Here is an 18553-nt window from a genome sequence, read left to right on the forward strand (position 1 = left end):
ATTTATTTTACCTTATTTGGGCATAGGCAGCAATTTGGCACTTGGCGAGGGGAAAGGGCGGTTTGTGACTGTTGGAATTGTCTGTCTGAGTTGGTGGTATAAAACAATCAAATGGTACAAAAATCCCTTTCGGTGTATAGTATATACCGAAAGGGATTTTTTGTTTAATTCTATGTTGAAAATACATCGCTTGGTTAGTCTTTTTTATAAGCGCGAAGCAGTAATTCTTTATCAGTATTATCTGTATTTTCTAGTTCCCGTAAGGCATTTTCTTTAAGGTGTTGTTTATGCTTATATTCGTTATCCACTCTTTGAACCATTTCCGTATTAGCGGGATCTTTTCTAATCGCGTGTTCCTGCAGGTGGTGTTTTTTTACATCATCTCCGATCTGCATAAATAACTTCTTTAAGGCGAGGAAAGTATTTTCTTCATAGTCTTCATTTAAAATATGTTGATCAAGGAGACTGCTCATTATGATGGTATGGTCCGCAAGTAATTTATAGGTACTCCACGCATCACCCGCCCCGAAATGAGACATTCTTAACAACGCATTTGTTTCGCTTCTCAAGCGCGGATTTATATTTTCAAATTGATGCCTTAGATCAAAAAATTTATGCATATTTTGAAACAGGATACCGAGCAAGCGGTCGTCTTTCGTCCGGCCGTATTGGGTAAGAATTTGCATTTCGGTTTGTTCTAAAGTTGCATAAATATCGTCGTCAATAGTTAAAAGTAAAAAAGGATTTTTGGTAAGAATGGCAAAATACAACCCTTCCGGCGTATAGCGTACTTCCGTTTTGAGCTTACTATCCATTATGGAGTATTGTACGGTTTTGGCAAGTTTCTGTACGGAAGCATCTGTTACAGTATGCACTTCTTCGTCTGATATTAAACTTGAAGGAATGCCTATGGTAGCAACAGAAGGTATAGGCATAGATTTGGTTACTCTGCCGCATACAAAAGCCAGTCTGTTCCAAAAAGTTAAATCCCTTGCGGTAATATTGTAGCCTGTTTTCCAATTAACGGCTTTCACATCACGTATGATGTCTAATTTTATTTCGTCAAATTCATCCGGTAAATCGGCGTTTGTTATACTGCTGTCGGATACTCTTGCAAACGCAGCGGAACTGATAAACGGCATATTAGGGATTATTTTTTGAGTTACTTCATCTGTGGAAAAAGTATCGTGCGGGTCAGCAGTAATTTCCGAGGGTAGATTGTTGTCTATTTTTTCGGTAGCTTGAATAAATTGTTGTATTTCGCAGTCGCTGTCGGCGGAAAGAACGATCTCGTCTCCGTCCATACGCAAAGCAATTTCCGCAACAGCAGGCATATATAATATGGATATAAATACAAGAATAGTAAACAGTTTTTTCATAACCGGTTATCCTCCTGCAAGTATTTCAGCCATTATATCAAATATTTTAGATGCCATGACCGGCGTTTTGGCTGTCAGCGGCGGCAGGGTTTTAGTTATTTTCCGCTTAAGGTGCGCCGCTTTTGCTGCCTGCGGGGGGAAGCGGGAATTTCGTATAATAAAGTATCTTATGATTTTACCGCAAGAATTTACTGCTTATACCTCCAACTTGTTTGGCACCGGCCGCTGGGAGCATTTTATGCAGTCTTTTTCGCACGAAACGCCCGTCAGCGTGCGGTTAAATCCGTGGAAAACCTCCGCCAATCCCTTTCCGCAGTCGGAACCGATACCGTGGTGCCGGCAGGGCTTTTGGCTTAAAGAACGTCCGCATTTTACCGCTGATCCGCTCTTTCACGCAGGGGTGTACTATGTGCAGGAAGCGGCTTCGCTGTTTTTGGACTATGTTTTGCAGCAAGCGGTTACGGCTCCGGTCAGTGCGCTGGATTTATGTGCCGCCCCAGGGGGAAAATCCACCCTGATGCGCGCTGCCCTGCCGGATGGATCTATGCTGGTTAGCAACGAGATAGACCTCCGCCGCGCCCATATTCTGTTGGAAAACATCTTAAAACAAGGACACTCCGGTGTATTGGTTACGCATAATGCGCCAAAAGACTTTGCCAAAACAAACCTGATATTTGATGTGATTTTGGCGGACGTGCCGTGTTCGGGCGAAGGACTTTTTCGGCGGGATCCGGCTGCTGTCAAGGAGTGGAGCCCGCAAAATGTGCGTTTTTGCGCGCAGCGTCAGCGTCAGATTTTGCGCGCTATTTGGCCGTGCCTAAAAGACGGCGGGTTACTCATTTACAGTACGTGCACGTTTAATACATACGAAAACGAGGAAAACGTCCGCTGGATTGCCGAAGAACTGGGGGCGGAGATTTTGTCTGTGCCTGTGTTGCCCGAATGGAAGATTGCCGGCAGTTTGCTTGCGGATTATCATCAGCCTGTGTATCGTTTTATCCCGGGTACGACGCGCAGTGAGGGACTGTTTATGGCTCTTCTGCGCAAACGGGGGCAAACCAATGCTTTTTCTACGCGGCCGTCCTTTTTGCGGGAGCAGCTGAAAAAGTACCCGTTTTTGCATTTACTTTACGACGGCCTTCCCCTGCCTCAAACCAAGGGGAGGGAACAAATCCCGTCCGTGGCGCAGGCGCTGTCGTTGTCTGTGCGGGAAACGGATTTTCCGCGATCGGAACTGTCTAAAGAAGACGCCTTGCGCTATTTACACAGAGAAGCGCTTGTATTGCCCGCCGCCACGCCGCGCGGATTCGTGCTGGTAACGTATCAAGGCCACCCTCTCGGCTTTGTAAAAAACTTGGGTGACCGCGCCAATAACCTCTACCCCAAACCTTGGGCGATTCGCCGTTTGTAGAAAAACGCAAGGGATTCAAACCGTATCCGCAGTTTTCTTGGAGAAATTTTGACGATATAAGACAAAAAAGCCGCTTCTTAAAAAGCGGCCTTCTAAATGGTCGGGGCGGCGGGATTCCCTTGCGGTCAATTTTCTGACGAAAATTGCCTTCAGGCCGGACTCGCGGTTTTTGCCTTGCGTGCGGGGGAAACCCATTATTGGCGCGCAAACAAAAACATCGCTGCGTCTTTCAAATCCCGCACGCACACCAAGCAGTTGGTGTGCTCTTCTCTAAAACAAATAAAAAACAGTTTTCAGCCGATGCCAAAAACTGTTTTCTAAATGGTCGGGGCCCGAGTCGGGACTAGTGGCCGCTGTAAGACCAGTGTTTGTAATTCCCTGTTTATCAGGCAAGAAACAGGGTAAAAAGTAGTATTTTTGATATATTTATGGATTTTTCTAATTAATGATGTTGTATTTGTATTGGCTAATTAATATGCTCTACCGCTAATTCCCTAAACTTCAAAACAGGGAATTAACAAGGAAATCTTATTGTTTTTTGAGTAACAGTTGTGAACTAATAAATTCTTGGCAAATATTTTTTAAGCGGATGGACAGTATCAAGAGGAAACTGTTCGGAAACCCCGAACAGTTGAATAAAAAGAAATTCCGGTAATATCTGGCAAGAGCGCGCTTTATAATTTGGATATGATTATTTTATTAGAGACAAGTTCATAAACTAAATTTTATATTATACAGTAAGTACTAATGATTGGGAGGGGCAAGAATGAATTTAATTTGGAATACAGCGGCTGCTGTTATAGTTAGTCTAGGTGGTGGTGGAGCGATAGTTTGGTTTCTAGTAAAGTGGTATAGCGGGATTCTTGCTGATAAACTGTCTAAACAATATGCTCACCGACTGTCAGAGGAGTTGGAAAAATATAAAGCTGAACTTGGTAAGAAAGTATATATTGGGAACCAACGATTTGATTTGGCTTTCTCCATTTATAGGGAACTTGCAAGTGCGTTGGTTAATATGACAGAAACTTCTTATTTCCTATTTCCTCCGGGAGATTATTTGCCAGAGGATAAGGAAGAAATGCGAAAAATGATTATTCGGAGATATGAAGACGCCGTAAAGGCATATGAAAATGCGTCGAAGATAATTATCAAAAATGCGGCTTTCATTGATCGCCCACTTTATGAGCAATGTATGCAGATACGTTCTGTTTGTGCGGATCAACTAACCTCTGCAAAAATATTTAGAATAGATGATGATTCTAATAAAAATAGGCAAGCTATGTATCAAGATTTCCGAAATACTTGGAAACAATCAGAAAATATTTTAAAACTTAGAGATTCTTTTATGGAAGCCTTGCGTATGCATTTACAAAGTTTAGAAGAAATACAAAAATAATTATGCAACCGAAAAACCTCAAAAAATTAAACCGTTTGTTGTATCTGCTTAATATCTTGGACTCGGGGAAAATCCAAGTGCAGCGCGAAGCGCGGGAACTGGACGTTACCGAGCGCACTATCCAGCGGGATATCAATGATATTGACGCGGGGGGATTTCCTATTTATAAAGCGGCCCCGGGGGTATATAAGTTTATAGAGGGGTTTTCTCTTAAAAAAATGAATTTGACGGAGGCCGAAGCGTCCCTTTTACTCGTTATGCAGGATGTGATTTCCCCACTAGGCAAACCTTTCCAAGATACGTTGGCGTCGCTCCGCCAAAAAGTATTAAATGCGCCGGAAGAATCCCCGTTCTATATCAAAATGCCAACGGGCAATAAATACGAGGAAACCAAAATCACGCGCGTATTGGAGAAGGGAATCCGTACGCATACCGAAGTTTTAATGTCTTTGGCGGCCGATCCAACCCGCAAGCTGACCTATGATTTAAAACCTTTGAAAATAATGAATTACGACGGGTTCTGGTACTTGCTGGGTATCAATGCCTATAAACAGGTGCGGAAATTCCGTTTAGACCGCATTTTGGACGCCGTTAATACGGATAAATCATTCAAACCCACTAAAAATATCCAAAAAATACTGCAAGAGAGCCAAAATATCTGGTTTGGGGAAAAACGGGATAAAAAAGTAACTTTTTGGGTGCCGGCGGAGTTTGCTCCGTATTTTGAGAAAAAGGCTTATTTCCCATTGCAAAAGATACTCAAAAAGCAGAAAAACGGGGATATTTTGGTGGAAACGAGTGTATCCAATTACCGCGAGATTATCCCGACGGTGCTCAGCTGGCTGGAACATATTACGCTTGTGGAACCGGAAGATTTTAAGCAAATGATAGGTGAAATTTTGAAACAAGCCGAAAAAAGAATGCGGAGTTAAAAACTCCGCATTCTTTTTACATGAGCGTATTGGTTTTTTAATCAGCAACATTGACCATTTTTTGCCGTTCTTGGGCCGCTTTTAACCGAAGTTTGGTTCCTTCGGACAATATTCCCACTTCTAGTTTTATCTTCCATTTATCTACTGATTGTGTGTACCAAGAATTATTTTGAAAGGATTTCATCGCTTCTGCGCAGCCAAATAAAACATATTTTTGGATGGGTTCTGTGAGTAATTGTTCGGCTGTAACGAGTTTTAAAATGTCTGTGCATACTTTCTGGCGCTGGGCACTTTTCAAAGGACCTTGATGAGCGTATATTTCTATAAAAATCCATTCGCCGGCAGAATTTTTATAAGTTCCGTCAAATTTCGCGGGGAATGGAGTTGGAAACATGGGGGGTTCTGCAATAAGATGATTTGTTTGCATAAAATGATGTTTTATTTCGGCTTCTGCAGCTTGGTGTTCATGGGAGGAACTCTTATAAGTGTTATTCATAATTATTGGATGTATTTTATTTATCTAGTATTTCCCAATTTCCACATAATTTGTTTTGGGGAGCATTGGTTCCTTTTCCGCAAGGAATTCCTATGCGGAAATACTCGTTTGGAGAATGCCTCTTGTATTTTTTACGAATATTGTCGGCGGCTTTAAGATATTTCTGTACTTCAAGGCCTGAAGTAAGATGAAATAAAATTTCATTCCAAGATCCATCTTGATGTTTATAATACAGGGCTTCTTTATGGTTGCGGTTTTGAATTTGTTCAGGATCAATTTTTTGAATAGATACAAAACAATAAATGATATCTGTTAAATTACGTTCTTGAATCTTTCCAACAGCCCAAAAAGTATGTTTCCCATAAGGGGATTTGCTTTTTTTCTTGGGCCACATAAAATTATTACTCGTTGTTTTGACCTCAATTCGTTTACAAATAGTTTGTTTTCCTGTTTCTTTGTAAGCAATAATATCGGTATTTTTGGAGTTGCCGGGAGTGGCAATAGCTGTCCATCCCAGTTCTGTTAGTTTCATCAATACGGCATAAGTTCCAAAAAGTCCAAGAGTTTGGGTGTTTTTGTGTTTACTCATATTTGCCCTCTTTTAAATTTTATTTAAATATTTCTTTAAAATCCTCTCTTTTTACTTCAAATTCTTTGTATTTTTCTACGGGAGAGCCACTATCATTAAGTAAAATTACCCAGGTTTTGTTCATATTTTTGCCGGATTTATGGTGCGAGCAGGCTTTCAAGTATTGTTCCGAGGAGAACAACCACATAATATCTTGGGTTTCGGCATAAAACAGATAATAATAATTATGCCTCAGTTTGGGGTTTTTTACCTCAAAACGGCCTATCCCTTTTTTACCGGGTTCTCCTTTGCGGGCCTTGATTTGAATTTCAAAAAATTGACCAGAGGGGGTTTTTATCACACAATCTGTTCCGTCGTCATCTACACAAGGTTCAAAGCATTTAAAACCTTGGGACATCAGTCGGCTTTCCATTAAATATTCAATACGTTTTGCATATTGGGGGCTGCGTCCGTCAAAAAATTCTTCAAGTACCATATATCTCTCCTATTTTTTATTTTATTGCCAATCTTGAATTTCCCGTTGGCATTCTTTAATTTGATTTTTTAAGCGTTTTTCTGCGTACTGGTCGGCACGGGAAAGAGATTCTGTTTCCCGTTTATAGCGTGCAGAAAATTCTTCTGATTTTTCTGAATTAGAGAAGAAAAACATATGGCCTCCTTATTGTTATTTAGCCTTACAATGGGCCTATACATCAAGTAAATGTTAAAAAACATTTCCGACAAACGTTTGTCGCTTTTGATTGGTAAGATAAACTAGGCAAGAAAAAAGCGGCAATCTTTCCGGGTAGCTGAGAACCGACCCAAAACGATATGCCGCCAGCACGCTCCCGTAAGGGGGCGTGCTAAAAGACGGCTTCGTTTCCGTTTCTCAGCTCGCCGGAGTATTCCGGCGGGGCTATGCCAGACGCATAACGCCAAAAACAAGCCTGAAAACAAATTGTATTTACTGCAACTCTTATATTATAACCTTTTTTCTCCCAAACAGCAGGTATTTAAGACAGACCTTGGATTTTGTACCAAATCCACTTTTTAGTTTGGAACAGGTAAAAAAGTTTAAAAGCAAATGATGTGGACATAGATTCGAATCACTATCTGGTGTGGCCCGAGCGGTAAGTTGGATCCTGCAAATTTGGAGCTCAGAGAAAACGCGGGAAAAATTGCAGTTTACGACGGAGAAAAAAGAACTCTGAGACCGTAACAGATAAGAAAAACAGGTATTCTCCGACGGGAAAACTTTAATTCTTAGACGAAAAAAGCACCTTAAAAAAGGTGCTTTAGAAGATGGTCGTCCATAGTTTCGCGTAATAGAACTGAACTGCGTTTGGCCGTAGCTGATGAATTAGCTATGTGGCTGGCCGTACTGGAAGATTTGGATGATAAATACAGGGCGGATCCAAACCCGTATTACCCGTTTGCCGAACCCTACCACGAGGTAATGTAAAGGCTGCTATGTCGGTGTCATAGTTATCCGGAACAGGCTGTATTTACAGAATTAATGGTTTATTGGTACAATATCGTATACCAAAGTGTATAGAAGGAGTTGTTTTTAATAAGCCTTAAACGTGGCTTATATACAATTTTAATCTGTTTTTTGGAACCATATGCAGAATATGGTGGACTGACGAGATTACGCCAGAACAAGTAGACTCCAAAAGCAGTCGTTTTAAGCACGAAATAAACGGCCTAATTACCCGTTTATTCCGTGCTGAGTGTTTTCTGCCATTCTATATGGCAGAAAGCCGCGGCTGTTTATATTTGGGTCCCGTCTACTTGGCTCAAATTGGGCAGCCGTTTTTTGTTTACACGCTGTTTTCTTACCTTGCCTGATTGAGTTCTCTCCCCCGCTTGTGTTTGCCCACTGACTGCATTAGTTTCTTTTATAAAAAGGAGCTTTATGCCGCAAACTAACTCTAGTAATACGCCCAACTCAGATTCTAAATCTAACCCGCAGGAGGCCGTAAGCACTGCTTCGGGCATTGTCGCCGCTAATTCCGGCACCAATAACCCCGTGGATGTTACCGCTTCTGTCAATACGTCCTCCCACAAAGCCGACAATCCGTTTATCGTGGCGGTGCCCGCCGTTCCTACCCAAGAAGGGCCTCTGGGCATACGTTATGACTTTAATGACGGGGCCCGTGTGTTGCTGCCTAAAGGCAAATGGCACGTGCAAATTGAAGATGACGAAACGGATAACATTATTTTTGCCTGTGATGCGGATGAAGGGTGGGTGCTTAGTACGAAGAAATACTATATTCCGTTTCGTATCCGTGTATGGATACGCGGGGAAAAAGAACCCATTTTAAACCACACCTTAGACCTTAAAGGCAAGGAAGTACAAATTAAATTCCCCGTAGGTACTTTAGGTGATATTATCGGGTGGATGACGTATGCGGACCGCTTCCAGCAAAAACATCAATGTGCGGCCGAAATCACCATGGCGGATAATTTAGCTACGGTATTTGAAGGGCAATACCCTAATTTGTTCTTCACCCACTTGCCAGGCAAAATCCGCTTTGAGAAGCCCTATGCTAGCTATATGTTAGGCTTATTTTTCAAAGGGAACGATACCCACCAACCCATAGATTTCCGCAAAGTAGGTTTACACCGCACAGCCGGGTACATTCTAGGTGTGGATCCGCGCGAAGAAGCCCCCAAAGTAAAACTGGGCAGCAAACGCAAAATTAAAGAACGCTACGTATGTATTGCCACCAAGTCCAGCTCGCAAGCCAAGTTTTGGAACAACGGCTACGGCTGGGAACAAGTAGTGGCATACCTCAAAGATTTGGGTTACCGCGTCATTTGCATTGATAAAGAACCTGTGACCGGTTTTAAATATACGTGGAACCGTATGCCGCACGACGCCGAAGATTTTACAGGTACTAAACCCTTGCAAGAGCGCATTGAACTATTAGAACACGCTGACTTTTTTATCGGGTTATCTTCCGGCCTTACGTGGCTTGCGTGGTGTACGCACGTGCCGATAGTACTTATCAGCGGTTTTACGCTTCCCATTTGTGAATTTTATACGCCGTACCGTGTGTTTAACTCGCACGGTTGTAACGGTTGTTGGGATGATGTGAATTGTAACTTTGACCATTACGATTATTTTTGGTGTCCTAAATTCAAGGATACCGACCGCCAATACGAGTGCACCCGCTTAATTACGGGTAAGCAAGTAATCGGCCACATTAAGCAACTGATGAAAGATCATAATTTAATTGCCCCCAAAGACGAAAAGAAACAGGAGAAATAAAATGTCCCACCACCACTGCCGTAAACAAGAAGAAAACATTTATTCCAGTGCCCTTGTGCAAGCATTAGAACAGCAGTATTGTTCCAGTTGCAGTGCGGCGGTAGTAAGTTCGTGTTTAGTGTCTAGCCACGGGCTAGGTGCGCGGGTCATGTCTCGCATATACCACGGCGGGCGGCAAGCCATTTATACGGCTACTATGGGTGCCATGCTGATGAACAATATGGCTACCCCTGCGTATGGGGCAGATATTACGGTATCTTCTGGCGGAATTATATATAACACCCCTCAAAATACGGGTTGGAATATTAATACAAGTGTTAATCAGAATGATTCACATGTTATATATGGTACTAATGAGAGGGGAGAAAGCGTTATATTATCTAATGGAGTGGCAAGTAATTTTATTATTAATTCAGGTGGTTGGCACACTGTACAGTCTGGCGGTAAATCATACAATGTAATTCAAAATTCGGGTGGAAATATTAATGTAGAAATAGTGGGCGGAGACACATCTACCTTTGTGAATGGTACGAATGAACGCGGCGAAAGCTTTTTATTATCTAACGGTGTAGCGAGTAATTTCATTCTTAACTCAAGTGGTTGGCAAAAAATTTCTTCTGGCGGTGTGGCTAGTAGTACTACGATAAATTCAGGTGGTACTCAGTATATATCTGGTGGCGGAATGGCCATTGATACGACCATAAACGCAGGTGGAAAGCAAGATTTCGGTATAGGGACCATAGGTAGTGATTGGAATATTTACTATGGAGTAGCAAGTAACACCATTGTCAACTCAGGTGGAACACAAAGCGTTAATTACGGGGCCAAATCCTATAATGTAATTCAAAATTCGGGTGGTAATATTGACGTCTATGTGCTAGGGAATGATACGTCCACCCATGTCAATGGCATCAACGAACATGGTGAAAATTTTGGATTGTCTAGCGGAGTGGCGAGCAAATTTATTATTAATACCAGCGGCAGTCAATATGTTACATCTGGAGGGAAAAGTTATGATGTGGTGCAAAATTCGGGCGGAAATATTAATGTAGAAGTAGTGGGCGGAGATACATCTACCTTTGTGAATGGTACGAATGAACGCGGGGAGAGTTTTTACTTATCCAATGGAGTCGCCAATAATTTTATTCTTCGCGCTGGTGGTTGGCAAAATGTTTCTTCCGGAGGACTAGCCACAGATACGACTCTTTACGATTATGGTAGACAGTTGCTAGGTCTGGGGGGTAGCGCGAGTCATACCATAATAAATTCAGGTGGCTCACAAATTATATCTTCCGGTGGAAAATCTTATGATGTAACACAAAATTCGGGTGGTGTAATTTTGGCAGATGTGCGCGGAGATGATACACAAACTTATGTTAATGGTATCAATGAACACGGCGAAAATTTTGGGTTATCTAATGGAGTTGCCAGTAATTTTATTATTAACTGGGGATCACAGACAATTTCTTCCGGTGGTGTAGCAAATCATACGACGATAAGTTCGGCAGGTTGGCAGGAGGTTGCTTACGGCGGCGTGGCGAATGATACCACTCTCTATGATGGTTGGCAACAAATCTATTCTGGTGGTACCGTCAGCCATACAGTCATAAATTCAGAAGGAGAATTGATTGTATCTTCCGGCGGAAGGGCGTATGATGTAGTGCAAAATTCAGGTGGAAATATTGAAACCCCAGTTATTGGCGGCGATACACAGACCTATGCAAGCGGGACTAATGAACGTGGTGAAAGTTTTTGGTTGTCTAATGGGGTTGCCAGTAATTTTATTATTAATTCTTATGGTGCACAAACGGTATATTCAGGTGGTAGCGCGAGTCATACCATAATAAATTTAGGTGGCTCACAAATTATATCTTCCGGTGGAAAATCTTATGATGTAACACAAAATTCGGGTGGTGTAATTTTGGCAGATGTGCGCGGAGATGATACCCAAACTTATGTTAATGGTATCAACGAACACGGCGAAAATTTTGGGTTATCTAATGGGGTTGCCAGTAATTTTATTATTAATCATTATGGTTCACAAACGGTATATTCAGGTGGTAGCGCGAGTCATACCATAATAAATTCAGGTGGCTCACAAATTATATCTTCCGGTGGAAAATCTTATGATGTAACACAAAATTCGGGTGGTGTAATTTTGGCAGATGTGCGCGGAGATGATACACAAACTTATGTTAATGGTATCAACGAACACGGCGAAAGTTTTGGGTTGTCTAATGGAGTTGCCAGTAATTTTATTATTAACAACTGGGCATCGCAGACAATTTCTTCCGGTGGTATAGCGAATAATACAGTACTTACAGATATTGGACAGCAATATATCTCCTCTGGTGGTGTGGCAAGTCATACTACACTCAATTCAAGGGGGTATCAAATCGTATCTTCCGGAGGAAGATCCTATGATGTGGTGCAAAATTCCGGTGGTGTAATTGTTGCAGATGTATATGGCGGAGATACCTCCACCTACGTCAGTGGTATCAATGAACGCGGCGAGAGTTTTTGGTTATCAAATGGAGTAGCGAATAATTTTATTCTTAACGGAAATATGCAACATATTTCTTCTGGTGGTATAGCAAGCAATACTACGATTAATGCAAATGGTTGGCAAGAGGTTGCCGATGGCGGCAGAGCAGAGGTTACACGGTTAAATAGTAATGGACGCCAATTTGTTTGGTTTGGCGGCAGTGCCAATTCTACCATCATTGCTGATGGTGGCATCCAAACAGTTGCTTATGGAGGAATTGTTACCAATAACATCATCTCAGGCGCGGGGTCTCAAGTAATTTCCTCTGGCGGGGTGGTAAGCGGAGCCGTGCTTAATTCCGGCGGTTCACAAACTATTTTATTTAGTGGGTCTGCGTTAGATACTACTATTAACTCCAGCGGTTTGCAAATTATTTCCAGTGGGGGATATGCCGGACAGACCACCGTCAATTCCGCAGGAATGCAGATTATTTCCTCGGGTGGTATTGCCAATTCTACTACGATTAACTCAGGTGGTTCTCAACTGATTTCTAATGGCGGTATAGCCGATACCACTTGGCTTAATAGTGGTGGTTTTCAAAGCGTATTTTCCGGCGGAAGTGCCAATTCCACGATTATTGCCGCTGGCGGTATCCAGTCCGTAGCTGACGGCGGTATTGTAACCAATAACATTGTATCTTCCGGCGGTACAGAATATGTATCTTCCGGTGGAGTTACACATGATGTAGTGGTAAACTCCGGCGGGTCGCAGGTGGTATTATTTAGTGGCTCTACATTTGATACCGTTGTTAATTCTTACGGGAACCAAACCATTTCTTCCGGTGGTTGGGCCAGCGGTACAGTTGTCAATGCACTGGGCAGCCAAGTCATTTCTGACGGCGGATTAGCGGAATCTACCACAATTGATGGTTCTGCTTACCAATTTGTTTTATCTGGCGGTATAGCAAGCGATACCTCGATTAACGAGTGGGGTATTCAATACATATCCCAGGGCGGGGTAGCGAACGATACCACCATTAATTCTGGTGGATATCAACGAATTTATTCTGGTGGTGTGGCGAGTAGTACCACAATCAATGCGGTGGGGGAGCAGGGTATTAGAACTGGTGGTGTGGGGATCTCTACTACCATTAATTCGGGTGGAAATCAATACATTAGCAATGGTGGAGTTGTAAGGGATACCACGATTAATGGTGGCAGGCAAACTATCAGCTCTGGCGGTTTGGCTAGTAATACGACCATCAATTCCGGTGGATCACAATTCATTTCTAATGGTGGAAAAGCGGATGTTACGTGGCTTAATAACGGCGGTTTTCAAAGCGTTTTTTCCGGCGGGAGTGCCAATTCTACGATTATTGCGATGGGTGGTACTCAATCCGTTGCCGACGGCGGTATTGTAACTAATAATATTGTATCTTCCGGCGGTACAGAATATGTATCTTCCGGTGGGGTTACACACGATGTTGTAGTGAACGAAGGCGGTTCGCAAGTAGTTTTATTTAGCGGATCCGCGTTTGATACGGTGGTAAATTCTTATGGGCGTCAAGATATTTCCAGCGGTGGCTATGCTGGCGGAACTATTTTGAATAATCAAGGTTATCAATGGGTATCTTCCGGCGGATATGCTGAAAATACAATCGTCAACTCCGGTGGTAGCCAGTATGTGATGTCCGGTGGTTTGGCCAGTGGTACAAAGGTTTATTCCGGTGGGTCAGCCAAAGCTCATTCGGGCGGTGGTGTGCTTTCGGGAATGATTATTTATAACGGTGGAAAAGCTTCCGTTAAATCCGGTGGTATTGCGTCGGGCACTATTATTTCTTCCGGTGGGTTGTTGCGCTTAGAACCGGATGATGTTTCGGGCGGGCCCAATGTCGGTCTTGCGTATGACACTACGATTAGCTCGGGCGGGATACTCCATGTACGTTCCGGCACCAGCGCTTACGGAGTAACGCAACTGAGCGGAGGTACGGTAGAACATGCGGCAGTGTCTAATACGTATATTAGTGGTATCAACGAATATGGCAAAACCATGCTGTTAGAGAATGGAATTGCAACCAATTTTGTTGTTAACGAAAACAGTGAACAAAATGTAGTGATATCCGCCGTATCTACTACAGTAAATAATTTAGGCTCACAAATGATTTTTGCGGGTGGTGTGGCAAAAGATACCACTCTTAATGCTGCAGGTTCACAGATTATTTCTTCCGGAGGACTCGCCAGTAATACGACCATCAACTCCGGCGGTTCTCAATTTATTTATGACGGTGGTATTGCTGATGTTACGTGGCTTAACTCTGGTGGTTTCCAAAGCGTATTTTCCGGCGGGAGTGCCAATTCTACCATTATTGCCGATGGCGGTATTCAGTCCGTAGCTGACGGTGGTATTGTAACCAATAACATTGTATCTTCTGGTGGTGGAGAGGTGGTATCTTCTGGTGGGATTACACATGATGTAGTAGTAAGTGCAGGGGGCTTGCAAACAATACTCTTTAGCGGTTCTGCGTTTGATACCATCCTTAATGCAGGCAGTCAGCATGTTTCTTCCGGCGGTTGGGCTGGTGAAACGATCGTGAATGTAGGCGGCAAACAGGAAGTTTACTTAGGCGGCCTAGCCAGCAATACCACGATTAATTCTGGTGGCTCCCAAACCGTATCCAACGGCGGCATAGCGCAAGATACGGTCGTTAATGAAGGCGGCAGTCAATCTGTGTTAGCAGGCGGTAAAGCGTCTAATACAGAAATTAACGGCGGTACACAGGACGTATCCGGCGAAGCCATTAGCACCGTTATCAATAACAGTGGTGTACAAAACATATCCTCGGGTGGCATAGCTTCCGACACGGATATTAACAACGGTACACAGAATGTTTTCGATGGGGGAACTGCCAGCAATACTTCCATTAATGAAAACGGTGTCCAAAATATATCGTCTGGCGGTGTGGCTTCCAGTACAGATATTCAAAGTGGTACACAAAATATCCTGAACGGTGGAAGCTCCGTGGATACGACCATATATGCTGGTACGGTTAATCTGTATGAGAACGGAAGTCTGAGTGGCTTGAACGCCCAAGGCGGGCAGTTAAATGTGTATGGAGACAATACGTTAGCGGGCAATACCATCCTTGCTAATGGTGCAGCCGTAAACATTGTTCACAGTGGAAGTATGACAAACTTATCTATACCGCATCTGACCGCTTATAACGCTGCCTTTAATATGAATGTGGATTTGGATCAGCAGACCGCAGATAAACTGTCCATCAGCGATTTTTATGAAGGTAATGCCTTGTTAAAGTTAACGAACATAGCGTCCCCCGTGGCCAAAGAAACGACGGCGGACGGTATCAAACTGGTAGAGTTCGGCTCGTCTGCTTCGGTCAATGGTACGTTTGATTTAGTCGGTGGTCAATGGGATGAGGGCGGTTATATTTATAAATTGCAACAAGGTACCCAGGCCGGAGAAGGTTCTGATTATTACTTACGCAGTACCGGTGTATTAACGGATACCTTTAAAACTATGCTCAATATTCCTGTAATGAACGCTATGATAGCCCAAACGGGGATGAACTCGTTGCAAAAGCGTATGGGTGATTTGCGAGCTATGAACAACCCGGATGCCAAGCAAGGCGTGTGGGTACGTAGCTATTACAAAGATATGACGGTCAAAGATCTGGCCAAGACCGATATGAACTTGTTTGGGGCCGAGGCAGGGTATGATTGGCTTTTCCGTGCCGATGAACCCACTAAATTGTATGCGGGCGTGATGTTGGGCTTTGTACAAGCAACCGATATTAAAACCGCCACGGATCAGAACGCTTATGCCAAAGGGGACGGTGTATCTCCCAGCGTAGGGGTATACGCCACTCTGGTAAACGATGACCGGTGGTTTGTAGATATAGCGGCGCGAAACTTCTGGACGAAATTGGATATGACCAATTATTCCGCAAGCGGAACAGCGTTAAAATATGAGCCGGAACGGAATGTCCTTGCGTTTAGCGCAGAGGTTGGAAAAAGCTTTATCAACCAAACGGCACGCAATAAGTTTATCCGTATAGAACCCAAAGCGGAAGTGTCCTATATGGCGGCCTCGGCGGATTCGGCTGAAGTAACCAGCGGCGTGGGAAAACTGTCGTATGACAGTGCCAATTATTTAAATACAAAAGCCGGTGTGCTGCTTTCGTATAACGCGCTTAGAAGCAACGGATTATTAATAGAACCGTTGTTGGAGTTATCCTACCGTTACGAGTTTTTGGGTGAAGGAGGCGTCAGCTATGGCGGAGCCAAAGAAACCAGCAGCTTAAAAGGCGGCACGGTAGAGGCCAATATCGGGTTAAATATGCAGTTAACCGATAATTTGTACTGGTACAGCTTAGGCAGCTACGAAGCTGGGGAAAAAGTAAAAGGTTGGGGCGTGTATGCGGGTATTCGGTATGCGTTTGGAAACTCTTTTTTCAACAAAAAAGTGAAAACTGTATCCAAAAAAAGAAAACTCGGAAACCGTAAAAATGGTTTTAAGAAACGGACAAAAATAAAGAAGTCAAGTAGCAAGAAATTCGGTGCTAATCGGCCATCGTTATTAGAGCAAATAGAAAATCAATCGTATGGTAAAAAGTAAGTAATATGTGTTTATAACAATTCCCCAAGAATCACTTGGGGAATTGTTCTTATGGGATACAAGGCGACTTTTGCGTCCCTATTGGGTATAAGATGTTAGAATCAATGCCACTGTTTGCTGCTTTATTCCCATAAAAGTAGTTTGGAAAATTGTAGATTTACAAGCCAGATGGCTTATGAACGAAGATGGGTATTGTAAAACTCTAAAAAGGCAGGGGATTTTTCAGCTGCTACATATTCAATTTTAAGCAGTTCATACCTGTGCGCTGAAGCGGTTGCTTATCTAGCGGTTTTTAGGAAAGACAAGAAACGCCCCAAGGTGTGCTATAAGTCATTGCAAAAGACCTATGCTTGGGTAGCGGTACTGTGCAATAAATGTTTGCGGATAAAATATTATTGTTTATTGGCTGGTTAATTTTATAAAGCGTAAAAAAGAGTGGGAACAACCAAGAGTATGGGTTTCTGTGAACAGAAGTTGGATATTCTTTAGACTTAGCAACAAAAGGGTATCTGTCCGGAAACAGCAACCTATAAAGACAATTATTATCAAATCACATTAAGTGTATCAAAAATGACTGAATCGATTCGAGTAAGTATAAATCCATCTAAAACTCAGAAAGCCCTCGCAAAAGGGTAATTTTGCGGCTTTATGACGGTTTATGAAATACTCTATGAACACTCTCGTTGATAATATAGTTCTTGGCGTAAAAATCTCTATGATTTTGTAACTTTCATAATGGCAGGCATGACTACACTAAATTGTCATGCCCAAGAGCGGCAAAACAAGCATTCATTTAAAAGATTGCTTGAAGAAGTTTTCAGGCAGGCTTTTTCCGATCAAGAAGCAGCTGATGCCCAATTTGCACTAACAGAGTTTTTCAAGCTGTTAAATGCTATAGAACAAGCTCGGAATGCCCAAGAGCAAGGGGGAACCCATGATTGATGCGGTTACTCTCTTCTTGTGGGATCCAAAGACGTATCAAGTACAGTTGCCCTCTCTGTTTAAGGAGAACACTCAGTATTTCGGTATTCATCAGCATATATATAATTTTAAGCGGCATCAACGGTATTATCCGCATGTGGAAATTCGGAAATATATGGCTGATTATCCCAAACAGTTGACTACTGTGCTGGTTGTGAAAGTGTCTTTACCCAAGCTGGTATATGGCAATAATTTAATGGAGCTGACGGACAACGACTTTCTGACATGTTGTATGAAATTGTCGGACGTTTTGCTTCAAATGGGGATAGTAGTTACACCCACTAATATAGAGCGGTATGCAGACGTACGGGCCTTAGAATACGGCAAAAATATACTTACGGGGCGCATTCCTGTTCCATTTGTACTTAGTGAGCTAAGCCGTGCAAAGCCGATACAGCATTACATGGATGTTCAACGGATGGCGTATCAAAATGGCGGAGAAAAAATTGTATTTTACTCGGCAGGGTATGAACTGCTGTTTTATGACAAAACTAAAGAAATGCAACAGTATATTCATCAGCCCCGCTGCCAATTGCCCGCGCATGGCAGTGTAAGAAGATGATAGAAAGCGGCAGGACTTCCCGCGAATGGGAAAAGGCAAGCGGAATGAATAAACGCAACTTCGCGCGGTATTTAAATTTGTGCTATTTGTCCCCACATATTGTGGCGGATATTTTAGAATATAAAAACCCGCGCAATTTGACATTGCGGGAGCTGATGAATTTGGCTGAAGGCCAAGTCAATTTTGAGGAGCAAGAAAAGGTATGGTACGGTTAAACGGATCCTGCAATTTTGCCCAGCAGAGAAAAAGGCCCGAACAGGGCCTTTTTTGCGGGCCTTATAAACTACTCTAAAACCCAAATGGATAAAAATCAGCCAAAAACACCGACGAGCGAGGAAAAAATTAGACAACAAAAAAGCCGCTTACTTAAAAGCGGCTTTCTAAATGGTCGGTCAGTGGTTAGTGACTGTGCTTGCATCTAAGAACGCCCAAACGCG

Annotated in this window: 13 protein-coding genes; 8 read left to right on the forward strand and 5 right to left on the reverse strand. The window is 42.8% G+C overall.

The annotated features are described in order from the left end of the window. Positions 1 to 194 precede the first annotated feature (194 nt). Positions 195 to 1379 carry a hypothetical protein gene (locus ACI351_RS05100; RefSeq protein WP_439734164.1) on the reverse strand — a complete coding sequence of 395 codons (1185 nt, stop codon included), beginning with the start codon at positions 1377 to 1379 and terminating at the stop codon, positions 195 to 197. Positions 1380 to 1548: 169 nt separating this feature from the next. Between ACI351_RS05100 and ACI351_RS05105 the strand changes: the two genes are divergently transcribed. The 3 genes from ACI351_RS05105 to ACI351_RS05115 all read left to right on the forward strand — a co-directional run bounded on the left by ACI351_RS05105 (position 1549) and on the right by ACI351_RS05115 (position 5118). Next, positions 1549 to 2790, forward strand: coding sequence for a methyltransferase RsmF C-terminal domain-like protein (locus tag ACI351_RS05105; RefSeq protein ID WP_439734165.1), 1242 nt, complete (start codon positions 1549 to 1551; stop codon positions 2788 to 2790). A gap of 766 nt (positions 2791 to 3556) precedes the next feature. Further along, positions 3557 to 4186 (forward strand): hypothetical protein, encoded by a 630-nt coding sequence (locus ACI351_RS05110; RefSeq protein WP_439734166.1) that lies wholly within the window; start codon positions 3557 to 3559, stop codon positions 4184 to 4186. Positions 4187 to 4188: 2 nt separating this feature from the next. Next, positions 4189 to 5118 carry a helix-turn-helix transcriptional regulator gene (locus ACI351_RS05115; protein WP_439734167.1) on the forward strand — a complete coding sequence of 310 codons (930 nt, stop codon included), beginning with the start codon at positions 4189 to 4191 and terminating at the stop codon, positions 5116 to 5118. Positions 5119 to 5155: 37 nt separating this feature from the next. Here ACI351_RS05115 and ACI351_RS05120 read toward each other — a convergent pair whose 3' ends face one another. Genes ACI351_RS05120 through ACI351_RS05135 form a run of 4 tightly spaced genes read right to left on the reverse strand, consistent with a single transcriptional unit; the run spans position 5156 to position 6852 of the window. Then, positions 5156 to 5614, reverse strand: a complete 459-nt coding sequence (locus ACI351_RS05120; RefSeq protein ID WP_439734168.1) for a hypothetical protein — start codon at positions 5612 to 5614, stop codon at positions 5156 to 5158. A 16-nt stretch (positions 5615 to 5630) separates the two neighbouring features. Next, on the reverse strand, positions 5631 to 6203 hold the full coding sequence (locus ACI351_RS05125) for a hypothetical protein (RefSeq protein ID WP_439734169.1): 573 nt from the start codon (positions 6201 to 6203) through the stop codon (positions 5631 to 5633). A 19-nt stretch (positions 6204 to 6222) separates the two neighbouring features. Continuing rightward, entirely contained in the window at positions 6223 to 6678 is a 456-nt protein-coding gene (locus ACI351_RS05130) for a hypothetical protein (RefSeq protein ID WP_439734170.1), read from the reverse strand. Positions 6679 to 6699: 21 nt separating this feature from the next. Beyond that, positions 6700 to 6852, reverse strand: coding sequence for a hypothetical protein (locus ACI351_RS05135; RefSeq protein WP_439734171.1), 153 nt, complete (start codon positions 6850 to 6852; stop codon positions 6700 to 6702). 1245 nt (positions 6853 to 8097) lie between these two features. Between ACI351_RS05135 and ACI351_RS05140 the strand changes: the two genes are divergently transcribed. The 5 genes from ACI351_RS05140 (at position 8098) to ACI351_RS05160 (ending at position 18331) form a co-directional block, all read left to right on the forward strand. Next, a complete protein-coding gene (locus ACI351_RS05140) occupies positions 8098 to 9456 on the forward strand; it encodes an autotransporter strand-loop-strand O-heptosyltransferase (RefSeq protein WP_439734172.1) in 1359 nt (452 codons plus the stop codon). A gap of 196 nt (positions 9457 to 9652) precedes the next feature. Next, on the forward strand, positions 9653 to 16573 hold the full coding sequence (locus tag ACI351_RS05145; RefSeq protein WP_439734173.1) for an AIDA repeat-containing protein: 6921 nt from the start codon (positions 9653 to 9655) through the stop codon (positions 16571 to 16573). 735 nt (positions 16574 to 17308) lie between these two features. Next, entirely contained in the window at positions 17309 to 17515 is a 207-nt protein-coding gene (locus tag ACI351_RS05150; protein WP_439734174.1) for a hypothetical protein, read from the forward strand. Next, entirely contained in the window at positions 17508 to 18116 is a 609-nt protein-coding gene (locus tag ACI351_RS05155; RefSeq protein ID WP_439734175.1) for a phage/plasmid replication domain-containing protein, read from the forward strand. The genes ACI351_RS05150 and ACI351_RS05155 overlap by 8 nt, the downstream gene beginning before the upstream one ends. Then, positions 18113 to 18331, forward strand: a complete 219-nt coding sequence (locus tag ACI351_RS05160; RefSeq protein ID WP_439734176.1) for a hypothetical protein — start codon at positions 18113 to 18115, stop codon at positions 18329 to 18331. Before ACI351_RS05155 ends, ACI351_RS05160 begins: the two co-directional genes overlap by 4 nt. Positions 18332 to 18553 lie beyond the last annotated feature (222 nt).

Origin of the sequence: Candidatus Avelusimicrobium sp., from assembly GCF_051874775.1 — a bacterium.
Classification (GTDB): Bacteria; Elusimicrobiota; Elusimicrobia; order Elusimicrobiales; family Elusimicrobiaceae; genus Avelusimicrobium.

Coding starts and splice junctions, on each gene's coding strand:
- ACI351_RS05145 (WP_439734173.1), top strand. CDS start 9,653: ATGGGTGCCATGCTGATGAACAATATGGCTACCCCTGCGTATGGGGCA.
- ACI351_RS05110 (WP_439734166.1), top strand. CDS start 3,557: ATGAATTTAATTTGGAATACAGCGGCTGCTGTTATAGTTAGTCTAGGT.
- ACI351_RS05140 (WP_439734172.1), top strand. CDS start 8,098: ATGCCGCAAACTAACTCTAGTAATACGCCCAACTCAGATTCTAAATCT.
- ACI351_RS05130 (WP_439734170.1), bottom strand. CDS start 6,678: ATGGTACTTGAAGAATTTTTTGACGGACGCAGCCCCCAATATGCAAAA.
- ACI351_RS05150 (WP_439734174.1), top strand. CDS start 17,309: ATGGCAGGCATGACTACACTAAATTGTCATGCCCAAGAGCGGCAAAAC.
- ACI351_RS05125 (WP_439734169.1), bottom strand. CDS start 6,203: ATGAGTAAACACAAAAACACCCAAACTCTTGGACTTTTTGGAACTTAT.
- ACI351_RS05160 (WP_439734176.1), top strand. CDS start 18,113: ATGATAGAAAGCGGCAGGACTTCCCGCGAATGGGAAAAGGCAAGCGGA.
- ACI351_RS05100 (WP_439734164.1), bottom strand. CDS start 1,379: ATGAAAAAACTGTTTACTATTCTTGTATTTATATCCATATTATATATG.
- ACI351_RS05120 (WP_439734168.1), bottom strand. CDS start 5,614: ATGAATAACACTTATAAGAGTTCCTCCCATGAACACCAAGCTGCAGAA.
- ACI351_RS05105 (WP_439734165.1), top strand. CDS start 1,549: ATGATTTTACCGCAAGAATTTACTGCTTATACCTCCAACTTGTTTGGC.
- ACI351_RS05115 (WP_439734167.1), top strand. CDS start 4,189: ATGCAACCGAAAAACCTCAAAAAATTAAACCGTTTGTTGTATCTGCTT.
- ACI351_RS05135 (WP_439734171.1), bottom strand. CDS start 6,852: ATGTTTTTCTTCTCTAATTCAGAAAAATCAGAAGAATTTTCTGCACGC.
- ACI351_RS05155 (WP_439734175.1), top strand. CDS start 17,508: ATGATTGATGCGGTTACTCTCTTCTTGTGGGATCCAAAGACGTATCAA.